The 21,181-nt window shown below is 63.9% G+C and carries 17 protein-coding genes; 11 read left to right on the top strand and 6 right to left on the bottom strand.

Annotated elements, in window-relative coordinates:
- Positions 1-22 precede the first annotated feature (22 nt).
- The 3 genes from ACFZAI_RS19890 to ACFZAI_RS19900 all read right to left on the bottom strand — a co-directional run bounded on the left by ACFZAI_RS19890 (position 23) and on the right by ACFZAI_RS19900 (position 2,968).
- Entirely contained in the window at positions 23-1,426 is a 1,404-nt protein-coding gene (locus ACFZAI_RS19890; RefSeq protein ID WP_391568558.1) for an efflux transporter outer membrane subunit, read from the bottom strand.
- A gap of 107 nt (positions 1,427-1,533) precedes the next feature.
- Complete coding sequence (locus ACFZAI_RS19895) at positions 1,534-2,040, bottom strand: MarR family winged helix-turn-helix transcriptional regulator (protein WP_391568559.1); 507 nt, start codon at positions 2,038-2,040, stop codon at positions 1,534-1,536.
- A gap of 31 nt (positions 2,041-2,071) precedes the next feature.
- Positions 2,072-2,968 carry a DMT family transporter gene (locus tag ACFZAI_RS19900; protein ID WP_391568560.1) on the bottom strand — a complete coding sequence of 299 codons (897 nt, stop codon included), beginning with the start codon at positions 2,966-2,968 and terminating at the stop codon, positions 2,072-2,074.
- A gap of 75 nt (positions 2,969-3,043) precedes the next feature.
- Here ACFZAI_RS19900 and ACFZAI_RS19905 point away from each other — a divergent pair, with 75 nt between their 5' ends.
- The 10 genes from ACFZAI_RS19905 (at position 3,044) to ACFZAI_RS19950 (ending at position 12,433) form a co-directional block, all read left to right on the top strand.
- Positions 3,044-4,024, top strand: a complete 981-nt coding sequence (locus tag ACFZAI_RS19905; protein WP_391568561.1) for a DMT family transporter — start codon at positions 3,044-3,046, stop codon at positions 4,022-4,024.
- Positions 4,025-4,074: 50 nt separating this feature from the next.
- Positions 4,075-5,064, top strand: a complete 990-nt coding sequence (locus ACFZAI_RS19910) for a quinone oxidoreductase (RefSeq protein WP_054427402.1) — start codon at positions 4,075-4,077, stop codon at positions 5,062-5,064.
- Positions 5,065-5,273: 209 nt separating this feature from the next.
- A complete protein-coding gene (gene styD / locus ACFZAI_RS19915) occupies positions 5,274-6,785 on the top strand; it encodes a phenylacetaldehyde dehydrogenase StyD (protein ID WP_391568562.1) in 1,512 nt (503 codons plus the stop codon).
- A gap of 70 nt (positions 6,786-6,855) precedes the next feature.
- Positions 6,856-7,743: a transporter gene (locus ACFZAI_RS19920; RefSeq protein ID WP_391568563.1), complete on the top strand. Its 888-nt coding sequence runs from the start codon at positions 6,856-6,858 to the stop codon at positions 7,741-7,743.
- Positions 7,744-7,774: 31 nt separating this feature from the next.
- Complete coding sequence (locus ACFZAI_RS19925; protein ID WP_391568564.1) at positions 7,775-8,968, top strand: amine dehydrogenase large subunit; 1,194 nt, start codon at positions 7,775-7,777, stop codon at positions 8,966-8,968.
- A complete protein-coding gene (locus ACFZAI_RS19930) occupies positions 8,965-9,516 on the top strand; it encodes a MauE/DoxX family redox-associated membrane protein (RefSeq protein WP_391568565.1) in 552 nt (183 codons plus the stop codon). Before ACFZAI_RS19925 ends, ACFZAI_RS19930 begins: the two co-directional genes overlap by 4 nt.
- Positions 9,517-9,527: 11 nt before the next feature.
- Positions 9,528-10,163: a methylamine dehydrogenase accessory protein MauD gene (mauD, locus tag ACFZAI_RS19935; protein ID WP_391568566.1), complete on the top strand. Its 636-nt coding sequence runs from the start codon at positions 9,528-9,530 to the stop codon at positions 10,161-10,163.
- Positions 10,147-10,686 (top strand): methylamine dehydrogenase light chain, encoded by a 540-nt coding sequence (locus ACFZAI_RS19940; protein ID WP_391568567.1) that lies wholly within the window; start codon positions 10,147-10,149, stop codon positions 10,684-10,686. Before mauD ends, ACFZAI_RS19940 begins: the two co-directional genes overlap by 17 nt.
- A 218-nt stretch (positions 10,687-10,904) precedes the next feature.
- Positions 10,905-11,306, top strand: a complete 402-nt coding sequence (locus ACFZAI_RS19945) for a c-type cytochrome (protein WP_391568568.1) — start codon at positions 10,905-10,907, stop codon at positions 11,304-11,306.
- 173 nt (positions 11,307-11,479) lie between these two features.
- A complete protein-coding gene (locus ACFZAI_RS19950) occupies positions 11,480-12,433 on the top strand; it encodes a helix-turn-helix domain-containing protein (RefSeq protein WP_391568569.1) in 954 nt (317 codons plus the stop codon).
- 96 nt (positions 12,434-12,529) lie between these two features.
- Here ACFZAI_RS19950 and ACFZAI_RS19955 read toward each other — a convergent pair whose 3' ends face one another.
- Together ACFZAI_RS19955 and glnE are read right to left on the bottom strand one after the other, a co-directional pair.
- Positions 12,530-13,204: an epoxyqueuosine reductase QueH gene (locus ACFZAI_RS19955; RefSeq protein WP_391568570.1), complete on the bottom strand. Its 675-nt coding sequence runs from the start codon at positions 13,202-13,204 to the stop codon at positions 12,530-12,532.
- 50 nt (positions 13,205-13,254) lie between these two features.
- Complete coding sequence (gene glnE / locus ACFZAI_RS19960; protein ID WP_391568571.1) at positions 13,255-16,038, bottom strand: bifunctional [glutamate--ammonia ligase]-adenylyl-L-tyrosine phosphorylase/[glutamate--ammonia-ligase] adenylyltransferase; 2,784 nt, start codon at positions 16,036-16,038, stop codon at positions 13,255-13,257.
- A 126-nt stretch (positions 16,039-16,164) separates the two neighbouring features.
- Here glnE and ACFZAI_RS19965 point away from each other — a divergent pair, with 126 nt between their 5' ends.
- Positions 16,165-19,806 carry a YhdP family protein gene (locus ACFZAI_RS19965; RefSeq protein WP_391568572.1) on the top strand — a complete coding sequence of 1,214 codons (3,642 nt, stop codon included), beginning with the start codon at positions 16,165-16,167 and terminating at the stop codon, positions 19,804-19,806.
- A 94-nt stretch (positions 19,807-19,900) separates the two neighbouring features.
- On the opposite strand, the gene rho is transcribed toward ACFZAI_RS19965, so the two are convergent.
- Entirely contained in the window at positions 19,901-21,160 is a 1,260-nt protein-coding gene (gene rho / locus ACFZAI_RS19970; RefSeq protein ID WP_006218533.1) for a transcription termination factor Rho, read from the bottom strand.
- Positions 21,161-21,181: the final 21 nt, after the last annotated feature.

Here is a 21,181-nt window from a genome sequence, read left to right on the forward strand (position 1 = left end):
GACGTCTGAATCCGGGGAGCGTTCAATGAATGGGGTTCGTGGCGGGGGCGTAGCCGCCGCCCAGCGCGTTGGCCAGGTTGGCGTCGAGCTGATAGGCGCGGATGCGCAGGTCGGTATCCAGGCGGGCTTGGGTCAGCACGCCGGTTTGCGCGATGAGCACGGTGATGTAGTTGCCCAAGCCGGCCTTGTAGCGGTTCACCGCCAGGTCGTACGCGGCTTCGATGGCTTCGCGGGCCTGGCGCTGTTGGGCGCGTTCCTGATCCAGCAAACGCAGGCCGTCCAGCGCGTCGGCCACTTGATGCACGGCGTCCAGCACCGCCTGGTTGTAGTCAGACACGGCCAGGTCGGCGTCGGCGCGGCGGCCTGCCAGATTGGCGTTGAGCTCACCGCCATGGAAGATGGGCAACGTGATGGCCGGGCCGAAACCTGCGGTGCGCGCGGCGGCGCCCAGCAGATTGCCCGTGCCCAAGGCCTGGAAGCCGGCGAACGCGGTCAGGTTCACGTTGGGATAGAACTCGGCCTTGGCGGTGTCGATGGCGCTGCGGGCCGCTTCGGCGCGCCAGCGCGAGGCGACGACGTCGGGGCGGTGGCCCAGCAGGTCCAGCGGAATGTCGGTGGGCACCACGCCAGCGGGGGCGGTCAGGTCCACGGCAACCAGCGATTGGCCCCGTTGCGGGCCTGCGCCTGTCAGCGCGGCGACCTGGTTGCGCAATTGCGCCAGCGTCGTCTCGGTCTGGGTCAGTTCCACCCGGCCGGCGGCCAGCGACGATTCCGCCTGCTTCACTTCCACCTGCGTATCCAGGCCGGCGCCGTAACGCCCTTGCGTCAGCGACAGCACGTCGGCGCGCTGCGCGATCACGCGCTTGAGCACGTCGCGCTGGGCGAAGGCATTTTGCAGATTCAGGTAGGCGCGCACGGTAGCGCTGGCCAGCATGTTGCGGGCGGCTTGCGCATCGGCGGTAGCGGCTTCGCGTTCGGACACCGCCGATTGCAGGCGCGACCGGTTCTTGCCCCAGAAATCCAGCTCGTAGCTGAAGTCCAGCGCCAGCCGGTTGTCGCTGACGACGGAGCCGCCCAGCGGCGCGGGGTAGATGTAGTCCGAGGAAAGGTGTTCGCGGGTCAACGTGTAATCGGCGTCGACGCGGGGCATCAGCGGGGCGCGTGCGGTGCTGACGGCGGCATTGGCCTTGGCCAGGCGGGCCTGCGCGGCGCTCATCGACGGGCTATTGGCCAGCGCTTCGTCCATCAGCGCATTGAGCTGGCTATCGCCGTAGCGCTGCCACCATTGCGTCTCGGGCCAGGCCGTGTCGTGGCCCGTCAGCCCCAGCTTGGCCGCATCCAGCGCGGCAACGGGCTCGGACCCGGGCTCCATCAGTGCGCAACCGCTCAGGGCCAGCACCAATACGGTAGAAAGAAGGCGTTTCATCCTGACTGTTTGCTGAAAGTAATTGATTAATCTGTATTTGCCTAGGCAAATATTATGCCAAATAAAACCCCCAGGCACGGGGGGAGGGCAGGCGGGAAAGATCGTCGTCAGCGTTCGGGAGCCGAGCCGGAAGCGGAACCGTTGGCGATCATGCGGCGCATGAAATGCATCAGCTGGGTGACTTCGTCCGCGGTGAAACCACGTAGATGGTGATTGAGCGAACGGGCAATGTTGGGGGGAATTTCACGCGCCTTGGCTTCGCCGAGTTCGGTCAGTTCAATCTTGACGACGCGGCGGTCTTGCTGGCTGCGATTGCGGCGCAGCAGGCCTTTGGCCTCAAGGCGATCCAGCGCGCGCGTCATGGCGCCGGTATCCATGTCGTTCAACCGAGCCAGCTCGGCGGGCGTGTCGGCACGGCCCAGATAGACCATGGCCAGCGGGCGCCACTGCATGGCGGTAAGGCCAAGCGGGGCCATTTCCTGGTCCAGCATCCGGTTCAGGGACAGATAGGCCAGCTTGATCAAATAACCGGCGTTGTCTTCCGCCATGCAGCGGTTATCACTGCGGTAGTGGACAAGAGTTTCTGACGACGGCGGGGAAGTTTCGGCATTCATGGGCCGAATTTTACTGCCTAGTCAGTTATTGTCAAGGCTGTGATTTTGCGACGGCTTCCGCGTCGGCGTCGGCCGTCGGGCGCTTGCGCAAGCCCGACATCACGATGGCGGCCACGATCAGCACGGCGCCTGCAATCATGCGCGGCGTGGGCTGTTGGCTGAACAACATCCAGGCAAAAGCGATGGCGTAGACCGGTTCCAGCGCGATCACCAGGCCGGCGCTGCGCGCGTTCAACTGCGTCAGGCTGGAGACAAACAGGTAATGCGACAGGCCCGTGCAGAACACGCCCAGCAAGGCCAGCCAGAACCAATCTACCGCGGGCAGGGCGGGCAATTGGCCGACCGCGAATGGCACCATGACCAGCGCCACCACCACGTTCTGCCAGCAGGCGACCTGCATCGGGTCCATGCCCGAGGCCGATCGGCGGTTGCTCAATGCCAATAAGGCGAAGGTCAGCCCGGACAGCAGGCCCCAGGCCAGGCCGATAGTGCCCTGATCCGCGAAGTCGAACGATGGCGTAACCAGCACCAGACCCGCGGTGACCAGCCCCAACAGCATCCATTCCACCGCGCGGATGCGTTCCCGGAACAGCAGGCCCTCGAATAGCGTGATGAAGGCCGGGAAGCTGGCAAAGCCCAGCGTGGCGATCGCGATGCCGCCGACTTTGACCGAAATGAAGAAAGTGACCCAGTGCGCCGCGAGCAGCGCGCCGGCGATCACCAGCACGAACAGCTGCGCGGGCGTCAGCACGCCCATCAGGGGCTGGCGGCGCAGGCGGGCGAATACCCCCAGCGCCATCACCGCGAAGACGGCCCGGCCCAGCGTGATGACGGCGGCGCTGGCTTGTATCAACTCCCCGAAAACGCCGGTCAGGCCGAATAGCACGGCGGCAATATGGATAGAGGTCAGAGCGCGTTGTCGGGTCATGCGAGGGGGGCGATGGATGCCAAAAAGCGTAGTTTGAGCGTGCAAATCGGATTGCACTGAATTTAAAATCATCGCATGAATCGTATTGCCAAGCTTTTGCCGCTCTCGCTCCCGTCCGGCCGCGCGGCGGGAATCCTCATGGCGACGCTTGGCGCGGTGCTGTTTTCAGCTAAAGCGATCGTCGTCAAATTCACCTATCGCTACGGCATCGACGCGGTGACGCTCATCGCCTTTCGCATGCTGTTCGCCATGCCGTTCTTCGCCGCCGTGGCCTGGCACCAGTCGCGCCGGGCCGCGCGCGGCGAAATCGTGGTGATGACCCCCAAGGAACGCGCCCAGGTCATTGTGCTGGGCCTGCTGGGCTATTACCTGTCGAGCTTTCTGGACTTTCTGGGGCTGCGCTACATCACGGCCAGCCTGGAACGGCTGATCCTGTTTCTGTCGCCGTCACTTGTCGTGCTGCTGTCCGCGTTCTGGTTCAAGCGCCCCGTTGAACGCCGCCAATGGATGGCCATGGTGCTGTCTTATGCAGGCGTGGTGCTGGTGTTTGCCCACGACTTGTCCTTTTGCGGGGGCGGCGAGGTGCTGTTAGGGTCTTTGTTCGTTTTTGGTTCGGCGGCAAGCTATTCTGTGTACCTGATTTGTTCTGGCGAACTGATCAAGCGGGTCGGGCCGACGCGGTTGGTGGCTTACGCCATGCTCGTGTCGTGCGTGGCCTGCATCATCCAGTTTTTCGTGATTCACCCTCCGTCGATGCTGATCCAGCCGATGGGGGTTTACGGATACTCCGTGATCCACGCCACGTTCAACACGGTCGTGCCGGTCTTCATGCTGATGTGGGCGGTGTCGTTGATCGGCGCGCCCACGGCGTCGCTGCTGGGCATGATGGGGCCGGTGTCAGTGCTGTTTCTGGCGTCGTGGTTCCTGCATGAGCCCATCACGGTGTGGCAGATGGCGGGAACCGCGCTGGTGTTGACCGGCGTATTCGCATTGATGGGCGGCGGCCCCAAGCCGGCACCCGCGCCCGCGCGCGAGGCCGAAACGCCGCCGCGGTGACGTCCGATTTTCCCGATGGTTCGCATTAATTTCAATGAAAGGAGGCCAGAATGGCCAGCAATCTCGTCAAGGCAATTCGTATCGAGCAGCACGGTGGTCCCGAAGTCCTGAAGCTGGTCGAGGTGGAAGTTCCGCCGCCCGCCGCCAATGAAGTCACGATCGAGCAGCACGCCGCCGGCCTGAATTTCATCGATATCTATTTCCGCACGGGCTTGTATCCCCATCCGCTGCCGCATGGCCTGGGCTTTGAAGCTGCTGGCGTGGTCACGGCCGTGGGCGCTGACGTCAAACACCTGAAAAAGGGCGACCGCGTCGCCTATGGCCAAAGCCCGATCGGCGCCTACGCCAAGGCGCGCAACGTGCCGGCCCAGCAAGTCGTCAAGGTGCCCAAGGGCATTGGTTTCGACGAAGCCGCCGCGCTGATGTTGAAGGGCCTGACGGTGCAATACCTGTTCCGTCAGACCTATCGCCTGCAAGGCGGTGAAACCATTCTGTTCCACGCGGCCGCAGGCGGCGTGGGCCTGATCGCTTGCCAGTGGGCCAAGGCCCTGGGCGTGAAGCTGATCGGCACCGTGTCCAGCCCCGAAAAGGCCGAACTGGCGCGTGCCAACGGCGCGTGGGAAACCATCGATTACTCGCGTGAAAACGTGGCCGAGCGCGTGCTGGAACTGACCGGCGGCAAGAAGGTGCCGGTGGTGTATGACGGCGTGGGCAAGGACACCTGGGAAACCTCGCTGGACTGCATCGAGCCGCGCGGCCTGATGGTCAGCTTCGGCAACGCGTCGGGCCCCGTGGCCGGCGTCAACCTGGCCGTGCTGAACCAGAAGGGCAGCCTGTACGTCACGCGTCCGTCGCTGGGCGTGCACGTGAACACGCTGGAAAAGCTGCAAGCAGCTTCCGAAGAAGTGTTTGACCTGGTCCTGAAGAAGAAGATCAAGGTCCGTATCGACCAGCGCTACACGCTGGAGCAAGCAGGCGAAGCGCAGACCGCGCTGGCCTCGCGCAAGACCACGGGCGCGACGGTGCTGATGCTGGACTGATCCGCATCGGCCCCTTGGCCGCTTGAACCCTCTTTAGGAGTTGCAAGCGGACAAGCCCAAGGCCAGGCAAGACGCGTCACACGCGGCTTGCCTGGCCTTTTTGTTTTTGCGCCGCCGTGCGCAGAATGACAAATCCCCATGCACGGCCCGACAAGCCAGCGCAAAACGCCATTGCTATTCTGGCTCCACACTTTTCGTTGGAGCGTCAGATGTCTTCAGCTAGCGAGTTCGCCCCGGCCGCCGCCACGCCAGACCGTCCCGAACTGGGCGCGATCCGTGAGTTCATGTTGATCGACGGCAAGCCGGTGCATGACGGGCGGGACAAGCCTATTCCCGTTTATGACCCGGCCACGGGCCAGGTTATTGCGCATCAACCCGATGCCGGGCCCGCGCAAGTGGATCTGGCGGTGCAGGCCGCGCGCCGTGCGTTCGCGTCGGGGCCATGGCGCGATATGTTGCCCGCAGGGCGCGAGCGTCTGTTGCTGAAACTGGCGGATTTGCTCGAACAGCACGGTACCGAATTGGCGCGGCTGGAAACGCTGAACAACGGCAAGCTGCTGGGCATAGCGCAGGGCCTGGAAGTGGGGGCGGGCGCGCAATGGCTGCGCTACATGGCCGGCTGGGCCACCAAGATCACCGGCGACACGCTGTCGCTATCGATTCCGTTTCCACCCGGGGTGCAATACAGCGCCTACACGCTGGCGCAGCCCGTGGGCGTGGTCGCTGCCATCATCCCCTGGAATTTCCCGCTGTTGATGGCGGTATGGAAGATTGCCCCCGCGCTGGCTGCCGGCTGCACCGTTGTGCTCAAGCCCGCTGAAGAAACTCCGCTGACCGCCTTGCGGCTGGCGGAACTCGTGCTGGAAGCGGGCTTTCCGCCCGGCGTTGTCAACGTGATTACCGGACGGGGCGAAACCGCTGGCGCGGCGCTGGTGGCGCATCCGGGCATCGACAAAATCGCCTTCACGGGGTCTACCGAAGTCGGCAAGCTGATCGGCCGGGCCGCCATGGATGACATGAAACGCGTGTCGTTGGAACTGGGCGGCAAGTCTTCGGTGATTGTGCTGGACGATTGCGATGTGGATCGCGCCGTGCAGGGTGCCGCCGCCGCCATCTTCTTCAACCAGGGCCAAGTGTGTACGGCGGGTTCACGCCTGTATGTGCAGCAGGGCTTGTACGCCAAGGTCGTGCAGGGGCTGGCCGATATGGCGGCCAGCATGACGCTCGGTTCCGGCTTTGACCCGGCTACGCAGATTGGCCCGCTGATCTCGGCGCGGCATCAACAGCGCGTCATGGACTACATCGGCGTGGGCCGCGCGGACGGCGGGCAGGTGCTGGCAGGCGGCACGGCGGGCGACGGCAACGGGTATTTCGTTAAGCCCACCGTGTTCGCCGGCGTGCCCCAAGGCGCCCGCATCATGCAGGAAGAAATCTTCGGCCCGGTCGTCGTGGCGCAACCGTTCGACACCCTTGACGACGCCGTGCGGCTGGCCAACGACAGCGCATTCGGCCTGGGCGCCAGCCTCTGGAGCAATGACCTGACCCGCGTGCAACGCCTGATTCCGCGCATCGACGCCGGCACCGTATGGGTCAACACCCACAACATGCTCGACCCCAACATGCCGTTCGGCGGGTTCAAGCAATCTGGCATCGGCCGTGAACATGGCCGCGCCGTGCTGGAGATGTACCTCGAGAAGAAGTCCGTTTGCATCGCGTACTAGAACGGCGATAAGCGCTGACCAAGCCGGGGCATACCGGCGGCGGCGCCTTCGCAAGACCAAGGGGAAGTGGATGGCAGGCAAAACTCGTGGCCCCGTGCGTATACGCGCGGGCGCAGCGCTGGTGCTGGCTTGGGCGGGCGCGTCGCAGCCGGCGTGCGCGGGCGACCCCAGCGCGCGCGACTGGATTCCCGCACCGGTGGGCACCAACATCGTGGCCGGCTATCTGGCCGGGCTGCGCTCGTCGGGGCTGTATTCGGAAGGCAAGCGCGTTGACGGCGCGTCCGTCGACGTGAACGCGCTGGTGTATCGCCAGATGCACTATCGCGACTTCTACGGCAAGACGGTGCAGCTGGAATTCATTGTGCCGATGTACCGCACCGCGTTGGACTTGCCCGGCGTGCCTGGCGACCACCAAACCGGTATTGGCGACGTGACGCTGGGTTCGGCCATCTGGCTCTACAACAACGAACAAACCAAAACCTGGTTCGCCTGGGAACCTTTCATCGTGGCGCCTGTTGGGCGCTATGACGGCTCGCGCCCTGATGTGTCGCCGGGCAAGAACCGCTGGTCCACCATCCAGGACTTTTCCTTCGTTCAGGGCGTGGGCGAATCCACGTTCCTGGAAGCGATTGCCGAAGTTGAAATCTACGGGCGCAACACCGACTGGTACGGCCAGACCTTGAAGAAAGACCCATCCTTCCGCTTCTTCGCGTTGGCCTCCACCAACCTGACGCCGGACACCTACACCGGCATCCGCTATCGGTACGAAACGGGCGGGCGTGAAACGTCATCGGGGGAAACGGTGACGACGCGGGCGCGCAATCACCAGCTGGCGCTTGAGCTGACGCATCAGATCAACGACGCCAACCAGATTCAGATGCAGTACATCCACGACCTGAAGGTCGAAAACGGGCCTCGGATGCGTGGCGTGCAATTGCGCTACGTCTACGCGTTCTAGGGAGTCGGATCATGAGATCAGGAGAACATCGATGATTGCGCTTCGAGCCACATCACGCGCATCGCGGGCGGCCCGCTGGGCGTTGTGCGCCGCCTTGGCAAGCGCCACGGGCCTTGCCTGGGCGGACTTGCCCATAGAAGAACTCAAGGGCGGCACCCGTTTGCCGCCCGCAACACCGCACCGGCTGTACGTGATGGACGCGTCGTTCAACCACCTGGTCGACAGCCGCGTCAACCTCTATGACGGCGACTCCGGCAAATACCTGGGGATGATCCCGACCTCGTTCAACGGCCACATGACGGTATCCGCCGATGGCCGTGACATCTACGTCATGACGACCTATTACGAACGCTTAAACCGCGGCAAGCGCACGGACCTGATCGAAGCCTGGGACGCCGAGACGCTCACGCCCAAATACGAAGTGCCCATCCCGCAAAAGCGCGCGCAAGCCTTGAACTACCGCAACTACCTGCGCCAAAGCACGGATGGCGGCTTGCTCTTTGTGCAAAACGCCACGCCTGCCACGTCGGTAACCGTGGTGGACTTGAAGACGCGCCAGTTCGCCGACGAAGTGACGGCGGCTGCGGGCTGCTGGAGCATCATTCCGCTGCCCTCGCGTCCGCGCAGCTTCGCCACGATCTGCGGCGATGGCGCGCTGCTTACCATTGACCTGGATGCAGCCGGCAAGCCCGCAGGCCAACAACGCAGCAAGCCGATGTTCGAGCTGGAAAAAGACCCCGTCTTCACGCATACCGAGAACCTGGGCGACACCTTCTACTTTGTGTCCTACAACGGCAACGTCTATAGCGCGGATTTCAGCGGCAAGGAAGTCAGCTTCGGCGCGTCATGGTCGCTGCTGGACGCCTCGGGCAAAGACCGCGGCTGGCGGCCCGGCGGCTACAACTTGCTGGCGATTAATCAGGCGACCAAGCGGATGTATGTGGCCATGCACCCGAATGGGGCCGAAGGGTCGCACAAGACGCCCGCCGCCGAAATCTGGGTCTATGACCTGGCCACGCACAAGCGGATAGCGCGCGTGCCGGGCAAGGGGGCGTTGTCGATGTCGGTCTCGCAGGACGACAAGCCGCGCCTCTTCACGATTGACGGCGGCAACGTCAGCATCTTTGACGCCGCGCCGGCCGCGCCGGTGTTTCAGCGCACGATCCAGGCGGCGGGCGAAACCGCGTTGCAGGTTGAGCCGCAACCCCTGGGAGGCCCGCGATGAACGATCCCGTGCTGTTGTATGGCGCCAGCGCCGCGCTGTCCTGCGTGCTGCTGCTGGGCGCGCTGGAAAAAGTGAAGGACATGGCGGCGTTTTCTGCTGCCGTGTCGGCCTATCAAATTCTGCCTACGGGCGTGAGCGGTGCGTTCGCGCACGTTTACGTGCTGGCCGAAATGGCGGCAGGCGTTTTGCTGTTACTGCCCGGCTGGCAGGCCTCGGGCGCGGCGCTGGCATTGTTGGTGCTGGCCGTGGCCACGGCAGGCCTGGTCTACAACCTGGCGCGCGGGCATCGCGATATTGACTGCGGCTGCGGTGGCCCCGCTAGCCGAGGGGCGGGCGCGTCGCGCACCGGCCTGTCGTGGTGGCTGGTGCTGCGTAACGGCGCGCTGGCGTTGTGGACATTGCCGGCGTTAAGCGCGTTGGCAGGCCAGGCGCGCGCCCTGCAATGGGCGGACGCCGCCGCCGTCTTCGGTCTGACGACGACAGCGGTGGCCTTGTACTTCACCGCCAATCACCTGTTGGCCTCGCATCTCAAGCTGCGGAACCTTTGAAGGAGTTTCATATGGATGCCTTGATCATTTCCAATTTTCTGCTGTGGGGCGTGGTGCTGTGCCTGGTGCTGGTCATCCTTGCGCTGTCCCGCCAGATTGGCGTGCTGTACGAACGCGTGGCGCCGATGGGGGCGCTGACGATGGACAAGGGCCCGGCCGTGGGGGACGCCGCGCCGCGCTTCGAACTGCCTGATCTTCTGGGCCGCCGCATCACGATTGGCGAACGCGGCCAGCACAGCCAGCTGCTGTTCTTTCTGTCGCCCACGTGTCCCGTTTGCAAGAAGCTGCTGCCCATCCTGAAGTCGGTGGCCAGCACGGAAGGCGCGTGGCTGCGCATTGTGCTGGCCAGCGACGGCGAAATGCCTGAACACCTGGCGTTCTACAAGCAGGCGGGGCTGGAGCGCTTTCCGTATCTGCTGTCGACGGAACTGGGCATGAAGTTCCAGATCAGCAAGCTGCCCTACGCGGTGCTGATGGACGAAAACGGCACCTTGCGCGCCAAGGGGCTGATCAATTCCCGCGAGCAGCTGGAAAGCCTGTTCACGGCCAAGGAGCTGGGCGTGGCGTCGGTGCAGGATTTCCTGGCCGGCGGCATGGACGAGACCCGAGTGTCCCGCAAGGAGAGCGGCAATGCATTGGCTGGATAAACTTGGCGAGCGCGCCACGCGCTCCGTCGCGCAGGTAACGTCCCGGCGCAGCGTGCTCAACCGCATCGGCAAGTTGCTGGTCGGCACGGCTTTTCTGATGCCGGTGCTGCCGGTTGCGCGTTCGGCGCCCGCTGCGGGCAAAAAACCGCAGATGGACGACACGGCGTGCGATTACTGGCGCTATTGCGCGGTGGATGGCTTTCTGTGTTCGTGCTGCGGCGGCAGCATGACGTCATGCCCGCCCGGCACATCGCCGTCCGCCGTGTCGTGGGTAGGAACTTGCCACAACCCGCTGGACGGCAAGGACTATCTCATCAGCTACAACGATTGCTGCGGCAAGGCGGCGTGCGGCAAATGCATGTGCGCATCGGCCGAGCGCGAACGTCCGGGCTATCAGATGTTCCTGCATAACGACATCAACTGGTGCATGTCGAACGAGTCGTCGATCTTCCACTGCACGACGTCTGTCATCGTGGGGCTGGCCAAGCCGCAATCACCACCGAAGGCAGCGCCGAAACCATGAGGTCTGGGGCAAGACGGCAAGCAAGGGGATGGCGGTGGCTGTGCGCCGCCGCTATCCTGCTTTGCGTGACGCAGGCGATAGCGGCGGAGGGGGCGTCGGCCATTGCGCCCGACGTTGCGCCTAGCGTTGCGCCTGAAGTTGCTCCCGATATTGCGCCCGATATTGCGCCTAGCGTTGTGGCTGACGTTGCGGCTGACGTTCCCCCCGCAGCCGCTCGCTTGAAGCAGGCCGCACGCGCTGACTATGTATTGCAATGCGCCGGCTGTCATCGCGTGGATGGCCGGGGCAGCAACCCGCATGGCATTCCAGATTTCCGCCAGTCTGTCGGTGCGTTCGTTCATCTGCCGGAAGGGCGCGAGTACCTGATCCGCGTGCCGGGCGCGGCGCATTCCCAACTGAGCCATGCGGAATTGGCCGCGGTACTGAACTGGGTGCTGACGGAATTCAGCGCCGCGCAGTTGCCCGCTGATTTCGCGGCGTATTCAGAAGCCGAGGTGGCGGCGGCGCGGCCCAATCGCTACGACGATGTCGTGCCCGTGCGTCATGCTTTAGCCAAGCGGCTCACCTCGATGGGGTTCACTTTGTCTGATTATTCTTACGGTAGCGACAGAAAGCCGTAGCGCTGACAGAGGGCGGCGGGCGCTTACGGTCACTACTTAGGGGTTGTCACCGATACTCGCTCCTGATGTGCGGTGCTAGAAAGAGGCAGCATCCCATTCAACGCTGTAGCTGTGCCGCAGGACTGCCTGTCCATGGCACAAAAGGCACGCCGTTTCGAGACGCCGGAGTCGCCATGTCATCATCCGTTTTGCGCAGCGCGCCCAGGCACTTCCTGGACTGCGCCAGTTGGCAGGAAAGCATCAGCAACACCTTTGTGCCCCTGGAAGTGTCCGCCGTATTTCCCACCCGCTTTCGCAATAGCGTGGCGGTGGATTCGCTGGGTTGGCTGCACGTCAGTGAATTGCGCAGCAGCGCGCAACGCGTACGCCGCAGCAAGCTGCTGGCTGACCGCGCCGAAGAAGCCGGCTACAAAGTCACGCTGCAATTGGCGGGCCGTAGCGAGATTCGCCAGTCCAATCGCTCGGCGCTGCTGATGCCAGGTGAATGGGGCATCTACGACACCACGCGCCCCTACGAAGTGGATGTGGACGAAGGCGCGCATTTTCTGGTGATGCAGGTGCCGGGCAAGCATACCGAGACCTGGCAGCCGCACATGCAGAATGCGGTGGCGCGGCGCTTCAGCGCCCAACAGGGCTGTGGCCGCATGGCGATGGATCTGCTGCGTGTGGCGCTAAGCGAACATGCCCATTTGTCCGAAAGCGCGGCGCGCGATGCGGCCAATGCGGTATTGCAGATGATGGGGCTGGATATCCGCGAACGGGCGGGCGAGCAGGCCGAACAGGATCAGGCTGGCGTCAAGCAAGCGCAACTGCGCCGTGTTCAGCAGCATATTCTCGAAAACCTGCATGACCCGGCGTTGTCGCCCGCGTCTGCGGCGGCGGCGTTCAGGATGTCGCGGCGCTATCTGTACAACCTGTTTGCACTGGCATCCACAACACCCGCCGATTTCATTCTTAGCGCACGGCTGGAACGCAGCAAGGATGTTTTGTGTGATGCGGCGCAAGGGGCGCGGCAGATTGGCGATATCGCCTACCGCTTTGGCTTTTCAGACGCCGCGCGATTCAGCCATGCGTTCCGCAAGCGCTTCGGGGCGTCGCCGTCGGAGTACCGGCGCCAGGGGCGGTAAGGGTGGCCCCGGGTGTGGCCCCAGGTGTCGCCCCGGTTGTAGCTCCAGTTTTCGCCCCGGCCGGGGGTAGGCTCGGGGCGTTGAACCGCGCTGGAATCAGAGCAGTTCTTCGTTGATCAGGTCTTCCTTGCCGTAGAACTTCACACCGATGTGGATGCGGTCGCGGCCTTGCGAGCGGCGGTGGCGGTTGGTGTCGCGCAGGGAATAGACGCAGCCGCAATATTCCTGCTGGTAGAAGTTCTCGCGCTTGCTGATTTCGATCATGCGGGCGGAGCCGCCGCCTTTGCGCCAGTTGTACGTCCAATAGATCAGGTCGTCATAGCGGGCCGCAGCGCGTTCGCCGCAGCCGTTGATCTGGTTCATGTCTTTCCAGCGCGAAATGCCGAGCGAACTGGTGATGGTGTCAAAGCCGTGCTCGTGTGCGTACAGCGCGGTGCGCTCAAAGCGCATGTCGAAGCAGGCGGTGCAGCGTTCGCCACGTTCGGGGGCGTCTTCCATGCCCTTGACGCGGTCGAACCAGTTGTCCATGTCGTAGTCGGCATCGATGAATTCAATGCCGTGCTGTTCGGCGAAGCGGATGTTTTCCTGCTTGCGGATTTCGTACTCTTTAACCGGATGAATGTTCGGGTTGTAGAAGTAGATGGCGTAGTCGATGCCGGAGGCCGTCATGGCTTCCATGACTTCGCCGGAACAGGGCGCGCAGCACGAATGCATGAGCACCTTGCTGCGGCCAGCGGGAAGGTCAAGCTTGGGGCGGACGAGTTCAGACATGGCTTGCAAGCAAAAAGGCGGAAAACTCCTTATTTTACCGCGAGTTGCCGTCAGCCGGGCGCGCGGCCCATCACGGTGTCCCAGAGTTCGCTGACGGCCTGGCGTTCCGCCACCAATTCATCCGGCCCGACCCGCGCCTTCTCAACACCCTGCATGCGCAGCTGATGCTGGACGCGGCGCAGGACGCGGTACGCGTCGGCGGCGCGTGTCGCCAGGTCGGGGGCGATCAGCCCGGCCTCGCTGGCCAGCCGCAGCAGCGTGATGTTGCCCAGGTTGCGCACCAGCACGGCATGCGTGCCGGCATAGCAAAGCACCAGATACTGCGTCACGAATTCCACATCGACCATGCCGCCCCGGTCGTGCTTCAGGTCGAATTGCTTGCTGGTATTGGGATGGCCGGCGTTGATCTTTTCGCGCATGGCCAGCACTTCTTCGCGCAGCGCGGCGGGGTCGCGCGGCTGCACAAGAATGGCCTCACGGATCTGTTCAAAGCGGGCGCCTACGTCGGCGTCGCCAGCGGCATAGCGCGCGCGCGTCAACGCTTGATGCTCCCAGGCCCAGGCATGCTTGTGCTGGTATTGCTCGAAGGCTTCAACCGAGACGGCCAGCAGGCCGGCATCGCCGTCAGGCCGCAGGCGCAGGTCTACTTCATAGAGGCGGCCCGAGGATGTCATGGTCGACAGCCACGACGTCATGCGGCGGCCAAGCTTGGCGTAGACTTCGGCGGCGTCTTCGCGCGGGTCGTCGAACAGGAAGACCAAATCCAGGTCAGACGCATAGCCCAGTTCCTTGCCGCCCAGCTTGCCGTAGGCGATGACGGCAAAGCGGGGCGGGGCGCCCTCTACCTTATTCACCAGCGGCCAGGCGCGGCGGATGGTTTCCGTCAATAGCAAATCGGCAAGCGCCGACAGTTGGTCCGCGAGCTTTTCAACCGTGAGCTCGCCTTCCAGATCCTGCGCCAGCAATTGGAAGCTGGCTTGACGCTGCACGTCGCGCATCAGATTCATCTGACGTTCGATGTCAGGATCGCCATCGGGCAAGCGGCACGCGTCCAGGTCCGCCGTGAGTTGGCGGGCGATCTGCGTAAAGTCCAACGGCTGAAATAGCGTGCGCCAGTCGATCAGGCTGTCCAGCAGCAGCGGATGTTGCGTCAGGTATTGCGCGGCCCAGGGGCTGGCGGCCACCATGCGGGCCACGCGCGCGAGCGTGTCGGGGTATTCGGCCAGCAGCGCCAGATAGGCGCTGCGCTGGGCGATTTTTTCGATCAGGTCAAACAACCGAACCGCCGCGTTCATGGGCGCGGACGTCTGGCGGGCGGCGCGCAAGGCTGCGGGCAGCAAGGCCTCCATGCGCCGGCGGCTGCTTTCGGGCAGGCTGCGCACCCGATGGCTGCCCAGCAGCGTCTCGGTGCGCCGCAACAGGTCTTGGGCTTCGTCGCCGAACGCCTGCCGGATCTGTTCGGCCAGTTCGCATTCCTGGTCGGGCTCGTCGGCGCTGTCGTCGCGGTCGGCGGGCGTGGAGGTGTCTTCGGCGTCGCCCATGCCAACCATGCGGAACACGTTGCGAAACGTTTGCGACACAAACTTGCGGTGCGCGGCCAGCGTGCTTTCGAAGTCTTCAGGGCTCATGCCCAACGCGGCCGCCAATGCGGCGCGCTGAGCCGGGTCGCCGGGCAGCAGGTGCGTCTGTTCGTCTTCGCGGTATTGCAAAGCGTGTTCGGTGCGGCGCAGATAGCGGTACGCCTCTTCCAGCCGGCGCGCGTCTTCCTCGGGCACCAGGCCGGCCAGGCGCTCGGCGTGCAGTGCTTCCAGCAAGCCGCGCTTTTGCAGGGCGGGCATGCGGCCGCCGCGAATCAGCTGCGCCAACTGCACCACGAATTCGATTTCGCGGATGCCGCCATCGCCCAGCTTGATATTGTTGGCGCTGTCGATACCGTTGCGCGCGCTGGCGCGCCGCTGCCAGTCCTGGCGGATGCGCTCGCGCAAGGCGCGCAGCGCGGCCAGCGCGTCGAAGTCAAAATACTTGCGGTACACGAACGGCACGCGCAGGCTTTCCAGCTGCCGGGCCTGCGTGCTGCTGTCGCTGTCTTCAAAGGCCTGGGCCGGCATCAGGCGAGCCTTGAGCCAGGCATAGCGTTCCCATTCGCGTCCCTGGCCGATCAAGTAGTGCTCCAGCGCGTCCAGGCTCCACGCCAGCGGGCCGGAATCGCCATCGGGGCGCAGACGCAGGTCGGTGCGAAACACTTGCCCGTTGGCGTCGACTTCGGAAATCACGGGCATCATCCGCCGGGTCAGGCGGCCATAGAATTCGTGATGGCTGATGCGGCGCGGGCCATCGGTTTCGCCTTCTTCGCCGTACAGCATGATCAAGTCGATGTCGGACGACACATTCAACTCGCCGCCGCCCAGCTTGCCCATGCCGACGATCAGCATTTCCTGCGGCTTGCCCGTGGCGGGGTCGCGCGGCACGCCGTGCACGGCCGCCAGGTCCGCCGCCACGCTGCGATACGCCTGCGCCACGGCGATGTCCGCCAGCGTGGTCATGGCGCCCACCACTTCTTCCAGATCCGCCTGGCCGCCCAGGTCACGCACGATCAGCACGCTGAAGACGCGCTCGCGCAGCTTGCGCAGCACCATCCGGCACGTCTCCACCGGCAGGGTCGCAGGCGCATCGGGGCCGGCCAGCTCGGCCTGCCACTGCGCCAGTCGAGCGGCGGTGACCGGTTGCTGCACCGCCGTTTCGAGCCAGGCGGCCAAGTCGGGATGGGCATCCAGGCGGCGGCGCAAGTGACCGGACCAGGCGAGGGCGGGGGCAAGCATAGGAGACGATGACATGGCGTAAGGGCGGCAGACGGATGGACGCGTTTCAGGTATAAGTGGGGACGATACCGCAAGACATATTCTCCTGCCCACCGATCCGTGTCTGTTTCAAAAAAAGCCCCCACTGCGCGCACGCGAAGCGTGCTTCGCTGCCTGTATTGGGTCGCGCTGATTGTTTATGGCGTCGTGGCCGTCGGGTTTCTGGGCGTGCGGTATTGGGTGCTTCCTCGCGTGGACCAATGGCGTCCACAGATTGAAGCCTACGCCAGTAAGGAATTGGGCGCACGCGTCACCATCGGCGGTATCAAGGCGAACTGGCAGGGCTTGAATCCCAAACTGGATCTTGCGTCGGTCCAGGTATTCGATGATGACGCCTCACCCGTGCTTACGCTGCCTTCCGTATCCGCCGTGCTGGCGTGGCGCAGCGTGCTGACCCTGTCGCCCCGGCTGGTGCGCTTGCGCGTCGAAAAGCCTGAACTGACCCTACGCCGCGATGCCGCCAATCATTTGTGGGTGGCGGGCCAGGACATCGACCTGAACGCCAGCGACCATCAATCTGATCTGAATCACCCCGCGCTGCGGTGGCTGGTCGCGCAACGCGAATTGCTGATCCGCGACGCCTCCATCGTCTGGCAAGACGATTTACGCCAGGCGCCCGCGCTGCCGCTGACAGGCGTAGATTTCCTGATGCGCAACGGAAGCCTGTCGCATCGCTTTGTGCTGCGGGCCTCCGCTGGCGCGGCGCTGGCCCGCAACGTGGAGCTGCGCGGCGAATTCAATCGCAGCCTGTTCGCCGCCAATGCCTCGAATCCCGCAAACTGGAATGGCCAGATTTATGCGGCCTTGGACGATGTGGAGCCGCAGGCCTGGTCGCCATGGTTCAAGGTGCCTGAGATTTCGGGACGCATCGCAGGCCGCGCCTGGCTGCAACTGGATCGCGGAAAATTTACCGAACTGACGTCGGACGTTGCCGTGCGTGGCGTGAATTGGGCGCCGGAAAAGGATGGCCCGGCGGTACGGAGCGCGTCGGCGCAATTGCGCGTTCAAGGGCTGCCGGGTGATTTCGTGCAGCTTGACGAGATTCCTCTGGCCCGTAGCGCTGGCGCGCCCGATGTGTCGGTCAAAGGGGCGGTGCAGCAGTTGCGCGTCACGCTGCCGGGCGTGTTCGAGGAACCCACGCTGAACGCCCGCGAGCTGGCGGTGGATGCGGAAATCAAAGGGCCCGACGCCAAGAACTGGTTTGTGGACGTCGCCCAAGTCCATGTGGTGAATGACGACCTGGACGTGCGCCTGCAAGGCCAGTGGCGCCGCGAAGGCAAGACGGCGGCGGGCAGCGCCGACCTGCGTGGCACGATGGTGCGCGGCGCCATGTCCGCGATTCACCGCTACTTGCCACTGGACGTGAATGCCGACGCGCGCGAATGGCTGGCCACCGGCCTGCCAGCGGGCGAAATGCAGTCTGCCGCCATCACGCTCAAGGGCGATCTGGACGACTTCCCCTTTGGCGCCCCGGGCGCGGCGGGCGAATTTGTCATTGCCGGCGCGTACTCGGGCGCCAAGGTTGACTATGCCCCCGCCCGCCAGCACCGCAAGGGCTGGCCGATGCTGGAAAACCTGTCGGGTAATTTCCGCATCGATAAGGTCGGGCTGACGCTGGATAGTTCGGGCGGCGCGGTGGCGCACACGGGGCCGGGGCAGACCGTTAACCTGGGGGCGGTGACGGCCACGATTCCCGACATGGAACACGGCGCGGAGCTGTCCGTCGATGGGGAGACCTTCGGCCCGGTGCCCGCGTATCTGGCGATGGCGGCGAATTCTCCGCTGGGTGGTTTGCTTGATGGCGCGCTGGACGAGGCTCGCGGCACGGGCGACTGGCGCATGCCGCTGAAGCTGAAAGTGCCCTTGATGAACGCCGATGACACGCAGGTCAGCGGCCGCATCCTGTTCGCCGACAATACCTTCAACTTCATGCCCGAGATGCCGCTTCTCACCCAGATGCATGGCGACCTGGAATTCTCGGAAAAGGGCGTGCAGACCAAAGAGCTGCGTGCGCAATTCCTGGGCGGGCCGGTCAAGATCTACGGCACGCTGGCGCAAAGCAGCGACGTCCTGCGCTTTGATGGCACGCTGGCCGGCTCTGGCCTGACGCAGCTGAGCAATACGCCGTCCATGTCGCGGTTTACGGGCAAGGCGGCCTACAAGGGCCGTTTGGGTTATCAGAAGGGCGGTTCGGTCGAGATCTCGATGGAGTCCGACCTGGTGGGCATGGCGATTGACATGCCGGCGCCCGTGGGCAAGGCGGCGTCCGCGTCACAACTGCTGAAGCTGCAATGGGGCGCGGCGCAAGATCGCGGCATCAAAGACCGTCGATGGCTGACCGCCAGCCTGGGCGAAAACGTGAATGCGCTGTTTGAGCGCGACCCGGGTGATGGCCCCTCGTATTTCGCCCGGGGCGCGCTGGGAATCGGCCGGCCCGCCAGCCTGCCCGAGCATGGCATGAGCCTGAACGCCAGCCTGCCCGAGCTGGACATGGACAGCTGGGAAACGGTGATGACGGGCTTTGATACGCCGGCGGGCAAGGGCGGCGCCAAGAAGCCTGCGTCGAAACCGATCTTCCCGCAGCCCGAACGCATCAGCCTGGCCGCAAGCACTTTACGCACCAGTGGCTACACGCTGAATGATCTGACGCTGTACGCGACGCGGCCCGAACCCGCGCAGTGGCGCGTGGATATTCAGTCGCGTCAGGCGGCGGGTTCGCTGGAATGGCGCGAGGCCTCTGGCGCCATTGCGGGCCAGATCACGGCGCGCTTGAAGCATTTGTCTTTGGGCGGCGAAGGCGACACGAACGAGGCCGATAAGGCCTTGGCGTCGGGCAATGACCTGTCGGATATTCCCGCCATCGACCTGCAAGCCAAAGAGTTCTTCCTGTACGGCAAGAACGTGGGCGAATTGCAGGTGAATGGCACGAACCTGGAGCGCGGCCGGCAATGGCGTCTGGACAAGCTGTCGATTATCAACAGCGACGCGAGCCTGAACGCCACCGGCAATTGGCGGCTGGAGGGGCCTGATCGAGGCCTGACCGTGGATGCAAGCGCCAAGTTCGTGGACCTGGGCAAATTCATGAACCGGATCGGTTTCGAGAAAATCATATCCGCCGGCGAAGGTACGGCCCAGGGCAAAGCCACCTGGCGCAACCTGCCGTGGACGCACAACGTGGCCGATATTTCGGGCGAGGTCGACATCAGCCTGGACAAGGGCCGCTTCATGCACGTGAATTCGCGCACGGCGCGTTTGCTGGAGCTGCTGTCTTTGCAATCGTTGCAGCGGCTGGCGCGCCTGGATGTGAACCCGACCAATCTGTTGCGGGACGGATTCCCGTTTGACACCATCCGCGGACGCGTGAAGATGGCGGATGGCCAGATGACCACCGAAGGCTACAAGATCAACGGCCCGGTGGCCGCCATTGTGCTGGCGGGCGGCGTCAATATCATCCGCGAACGCTGGGACCTGAAGGCGGTGGTGATTCCCAATCTGGACGCCAGCGGGGCGGCCATGGTGACGGCGCTGGCCGTGAATCCGCTGATTGGCCTGGGCGCATTTGTCACGCAGTGGCTGCTTAAGCAGCCCCTGGCGCGCGCGATGACCATGGAATATTCCGTGACGGGCAACTGGGACGATCCGCAGGTTGAACCCATCGACGCCTCGGGCAAGGCGCCGGACAAGCAGACGCCAAGGCCAGCGAATTCCTCGTTGCGCAGGATGCCCGACCACATCGAACATTGATGGCGGCGCGCACATCGCACGCCGAACGCCGAACCTTGTTCAGCCAATAAAAAACCGCCTTGAAGGCGGTTTTTTATTGCACGAGACGCGCCGCTTACTTCTTCTTCATCATGTCGAAGAATTCGGCGTTGGTCTTCGTGGCGCGCATCTTGTCCAGGATGAATTCCATGGATTGCACTTCGTCCATGTCGTGGATGAACTTGCGCAGCACCCAGACCTTTTGCAGCAGGTCCGGCGCGATCAGCAGTTCTTCGCGGCGCGTGCCAGACTTGTTCAGGTTGATGGACGGGTAGACGCGCTTTTCAGCCAGACGACGCTCAAGGTGGACTTCGGAGTTACCCGTGCCCTTGAACTCTTCGTAGATGACTTCGTCCATGCGGCTGCCGGTTTCGATCAGCGCCGTACCCAGAATGGTCAGCGAACCGCCTTCTTCCAGGTTACGGGCCGCGCCGAAGAAGCGCTTGGGGCGTTGCAGGGCGTTGGCGTCCACACCGCCCGTCAGCACCTTGCCGGAGGCCGGCACCACGGTGTTGTAGGCGCGGGCCAGACGGGTGATCGAGTCCAGCAGGATCACGACGTCTTTCTTCATTTCGACCAGGCGCTTGGCCTTTTCGATGACCATTTCGGCCACTTGCACGTGACGGGTAGCGGGTTCGTCAAACGTCGACGCCACCACTTCGCCGCGCACCGTGCGCTGCATTTCGGTCACTTCTTCCGGGCGTTCGTCGACCAGCAGGACGATCATGACCGCGTCGGGGTAGTTGGTGGTGATGGCGTGCGCAATGTGCTGCATCATCACCGTCTTGCCGGACTTGGGGCTGGCGACGATCAGACCGCGCTGACCCATGCCGATCGGTGCGAAAACGTCGAGGATACGGCCCGTCAGGTTTTCTTCGCTCTTGATGTCGCGTTCCAGACGCATCGTCCGGTTCGGATGCAGCGGCGTCAGGTTTTCGAACATGATGCGATGCTTGATCGCTTCAGGCGCCACGCCGTTGACCTTGTCCACCTTGACCAGCGCGAAGTAGCGCTCGCCGTCTTTCGGCGTACGAACTTCACCTTCGATCGAGTCGCCGGTGTGCAGGTTGAAGCGGCGGATCTGCGACGGCGAGATATAGATATCGTCCGTGCTGGCCAGATACGAGGTCTCGGGCGAGCGCAGGAAACCGAAACCGTCGGGCAGGACTTCAAGTACGCCGTCGCCAAAAATCTGCTCGCCCTGCTTGGCGCGCCGTTTCATGATGGCGAACATCAGCTCCTGCTTGCGCAGGCGGTTGGCGTTCTCGATTTCCAGGCCAGCGGCCATTTCCAGCAGCTGCGAGACATGCAGCGCCTTCAGTTCGTTGAGGTGCATCGCGGTGATTGGTGGGGAAAA

The sequence above is a fragment of the Achromobacter sp. NPDC008082 genome (genome assembly GCF_042957345.1).
Taxonomy (GTDB): Bacteria; Pseudomonadota; Gammaproteobacteria; order Burkholderiales; family Burkholderiaceae_B; genus Achromobacter; species Achromobacter kerstersii_A.

Excerpts from the sequence above, each read along its gene's own strand:
- ACFZAI_RS19890 (WP_391568558.1), bottom strand. The coding sequence starts at position 1,426 with ATGAAACGCCTTCTTTCTACCGTATTGGTGCTGGCCCTGAGCGGTTGC.
- ACFZAI_RS19895 (WP_391568559.1), bottom strand. The coding sequence starts at position 2,040 with ATGAATGCCGAAACTTCCCCGCCGTCGTCAGAAACTCTTGTCCACTAC.
- ACFZAI_RS19900 (WP_391568560.1), bottom strand. The coding sequence starts at position 2,968 with ATGACCCGACAACGCGCTCTGACCTCTATCCATATTGCCGCCGTGCTA.
- ACFZAI_RS19905 (WP_391568561.1), top strand. The coding sequence starts at position 3,044 with ATGAATCGTATTGCCAAGCTTTTGCCGCTCTCGCTCCCGTCCGGCCGC.
- ACFZAI_RS19910 (WP_054427402.1), top strand. The coding sequence starts at position 4,075 with ATGGCCAGCAATCTCGTCAAGGCAATTCGTATCGAGCAGCACGGTGGT.
- styD (WP_391568562.1), top strand. The coding sequence starts at position 5,274 with ATGTCTTCAGCTAGCGAGTTCGCCCCGGCCGCCGCCACGCCAGACCGT.
- ACFZAI_RS19920 (WP_391568563.1), top strand. The coding sequence starts at position 6,856 with ATGGCAGGCAAAACTCGTGGCCCCGTGCGTATACGCGCGGGCGCAGCG.
- ACFZAI_RS19925 (WP_391568564.1), top strand. The coding sequence starts at position 7,775 with ATGATTGCGCTTCGAGCCACATCACGCGCATCGCGGGCGGCCCGCTGG.
- ACFZAI_RS19930 (WP_391568565.1), top strand. The coding sequence starts at position 8,965 with ATGAACGATCCCGTGCTGTTGTATGGCGCCAGCGCCGCGCTGTCCTGC.
- mauD (WP_391568566.1), top strand. The coding sequence starts at position 9,528 with ATGGATGCCTTGATCATTTCCAATTTTCTGCTGTGGGGCGTGGTGCTG.
- ACFZAI_RS19940 (WP_391568567.1), top strand. The coding sequence starts at position 10,147 with ATGCATTGGCTGGATAAACTTGGCGAGCGCGCCACGCGCTCCGTCGCG.
- ACFZAI_RS19950 (WP_391568569.1), top strand. The coding sequence starts at position 11,480 with ATGTCATCATCCGTTTTGCGCAGCGCGCCCAGGCACTTCCTGGACTGC.
- ACFZAI_RS19955 (WP_391568570.1), bottom strand. The coding sequence starts at position 13,204 with ATGTCTGAACTCGTCCGCCCCAAGCTTGACCTTCCCGCTGGCCGCAGC.
- glnE (WP_391568571.1), bottom strand. The coding sequence starts at position 16,038 with ATGTCATCGTCTCCTATGCTTGCCCCCGCCCTCGCCTGGTCCGGTCAC.
- rho (WP_006218533.1), bottom strand. The coding sequence starts at position 21,160 with ATGCACCTCAACGAACTGAAGGCGCTGCATGTCTCGCAGCTGCTGGAA.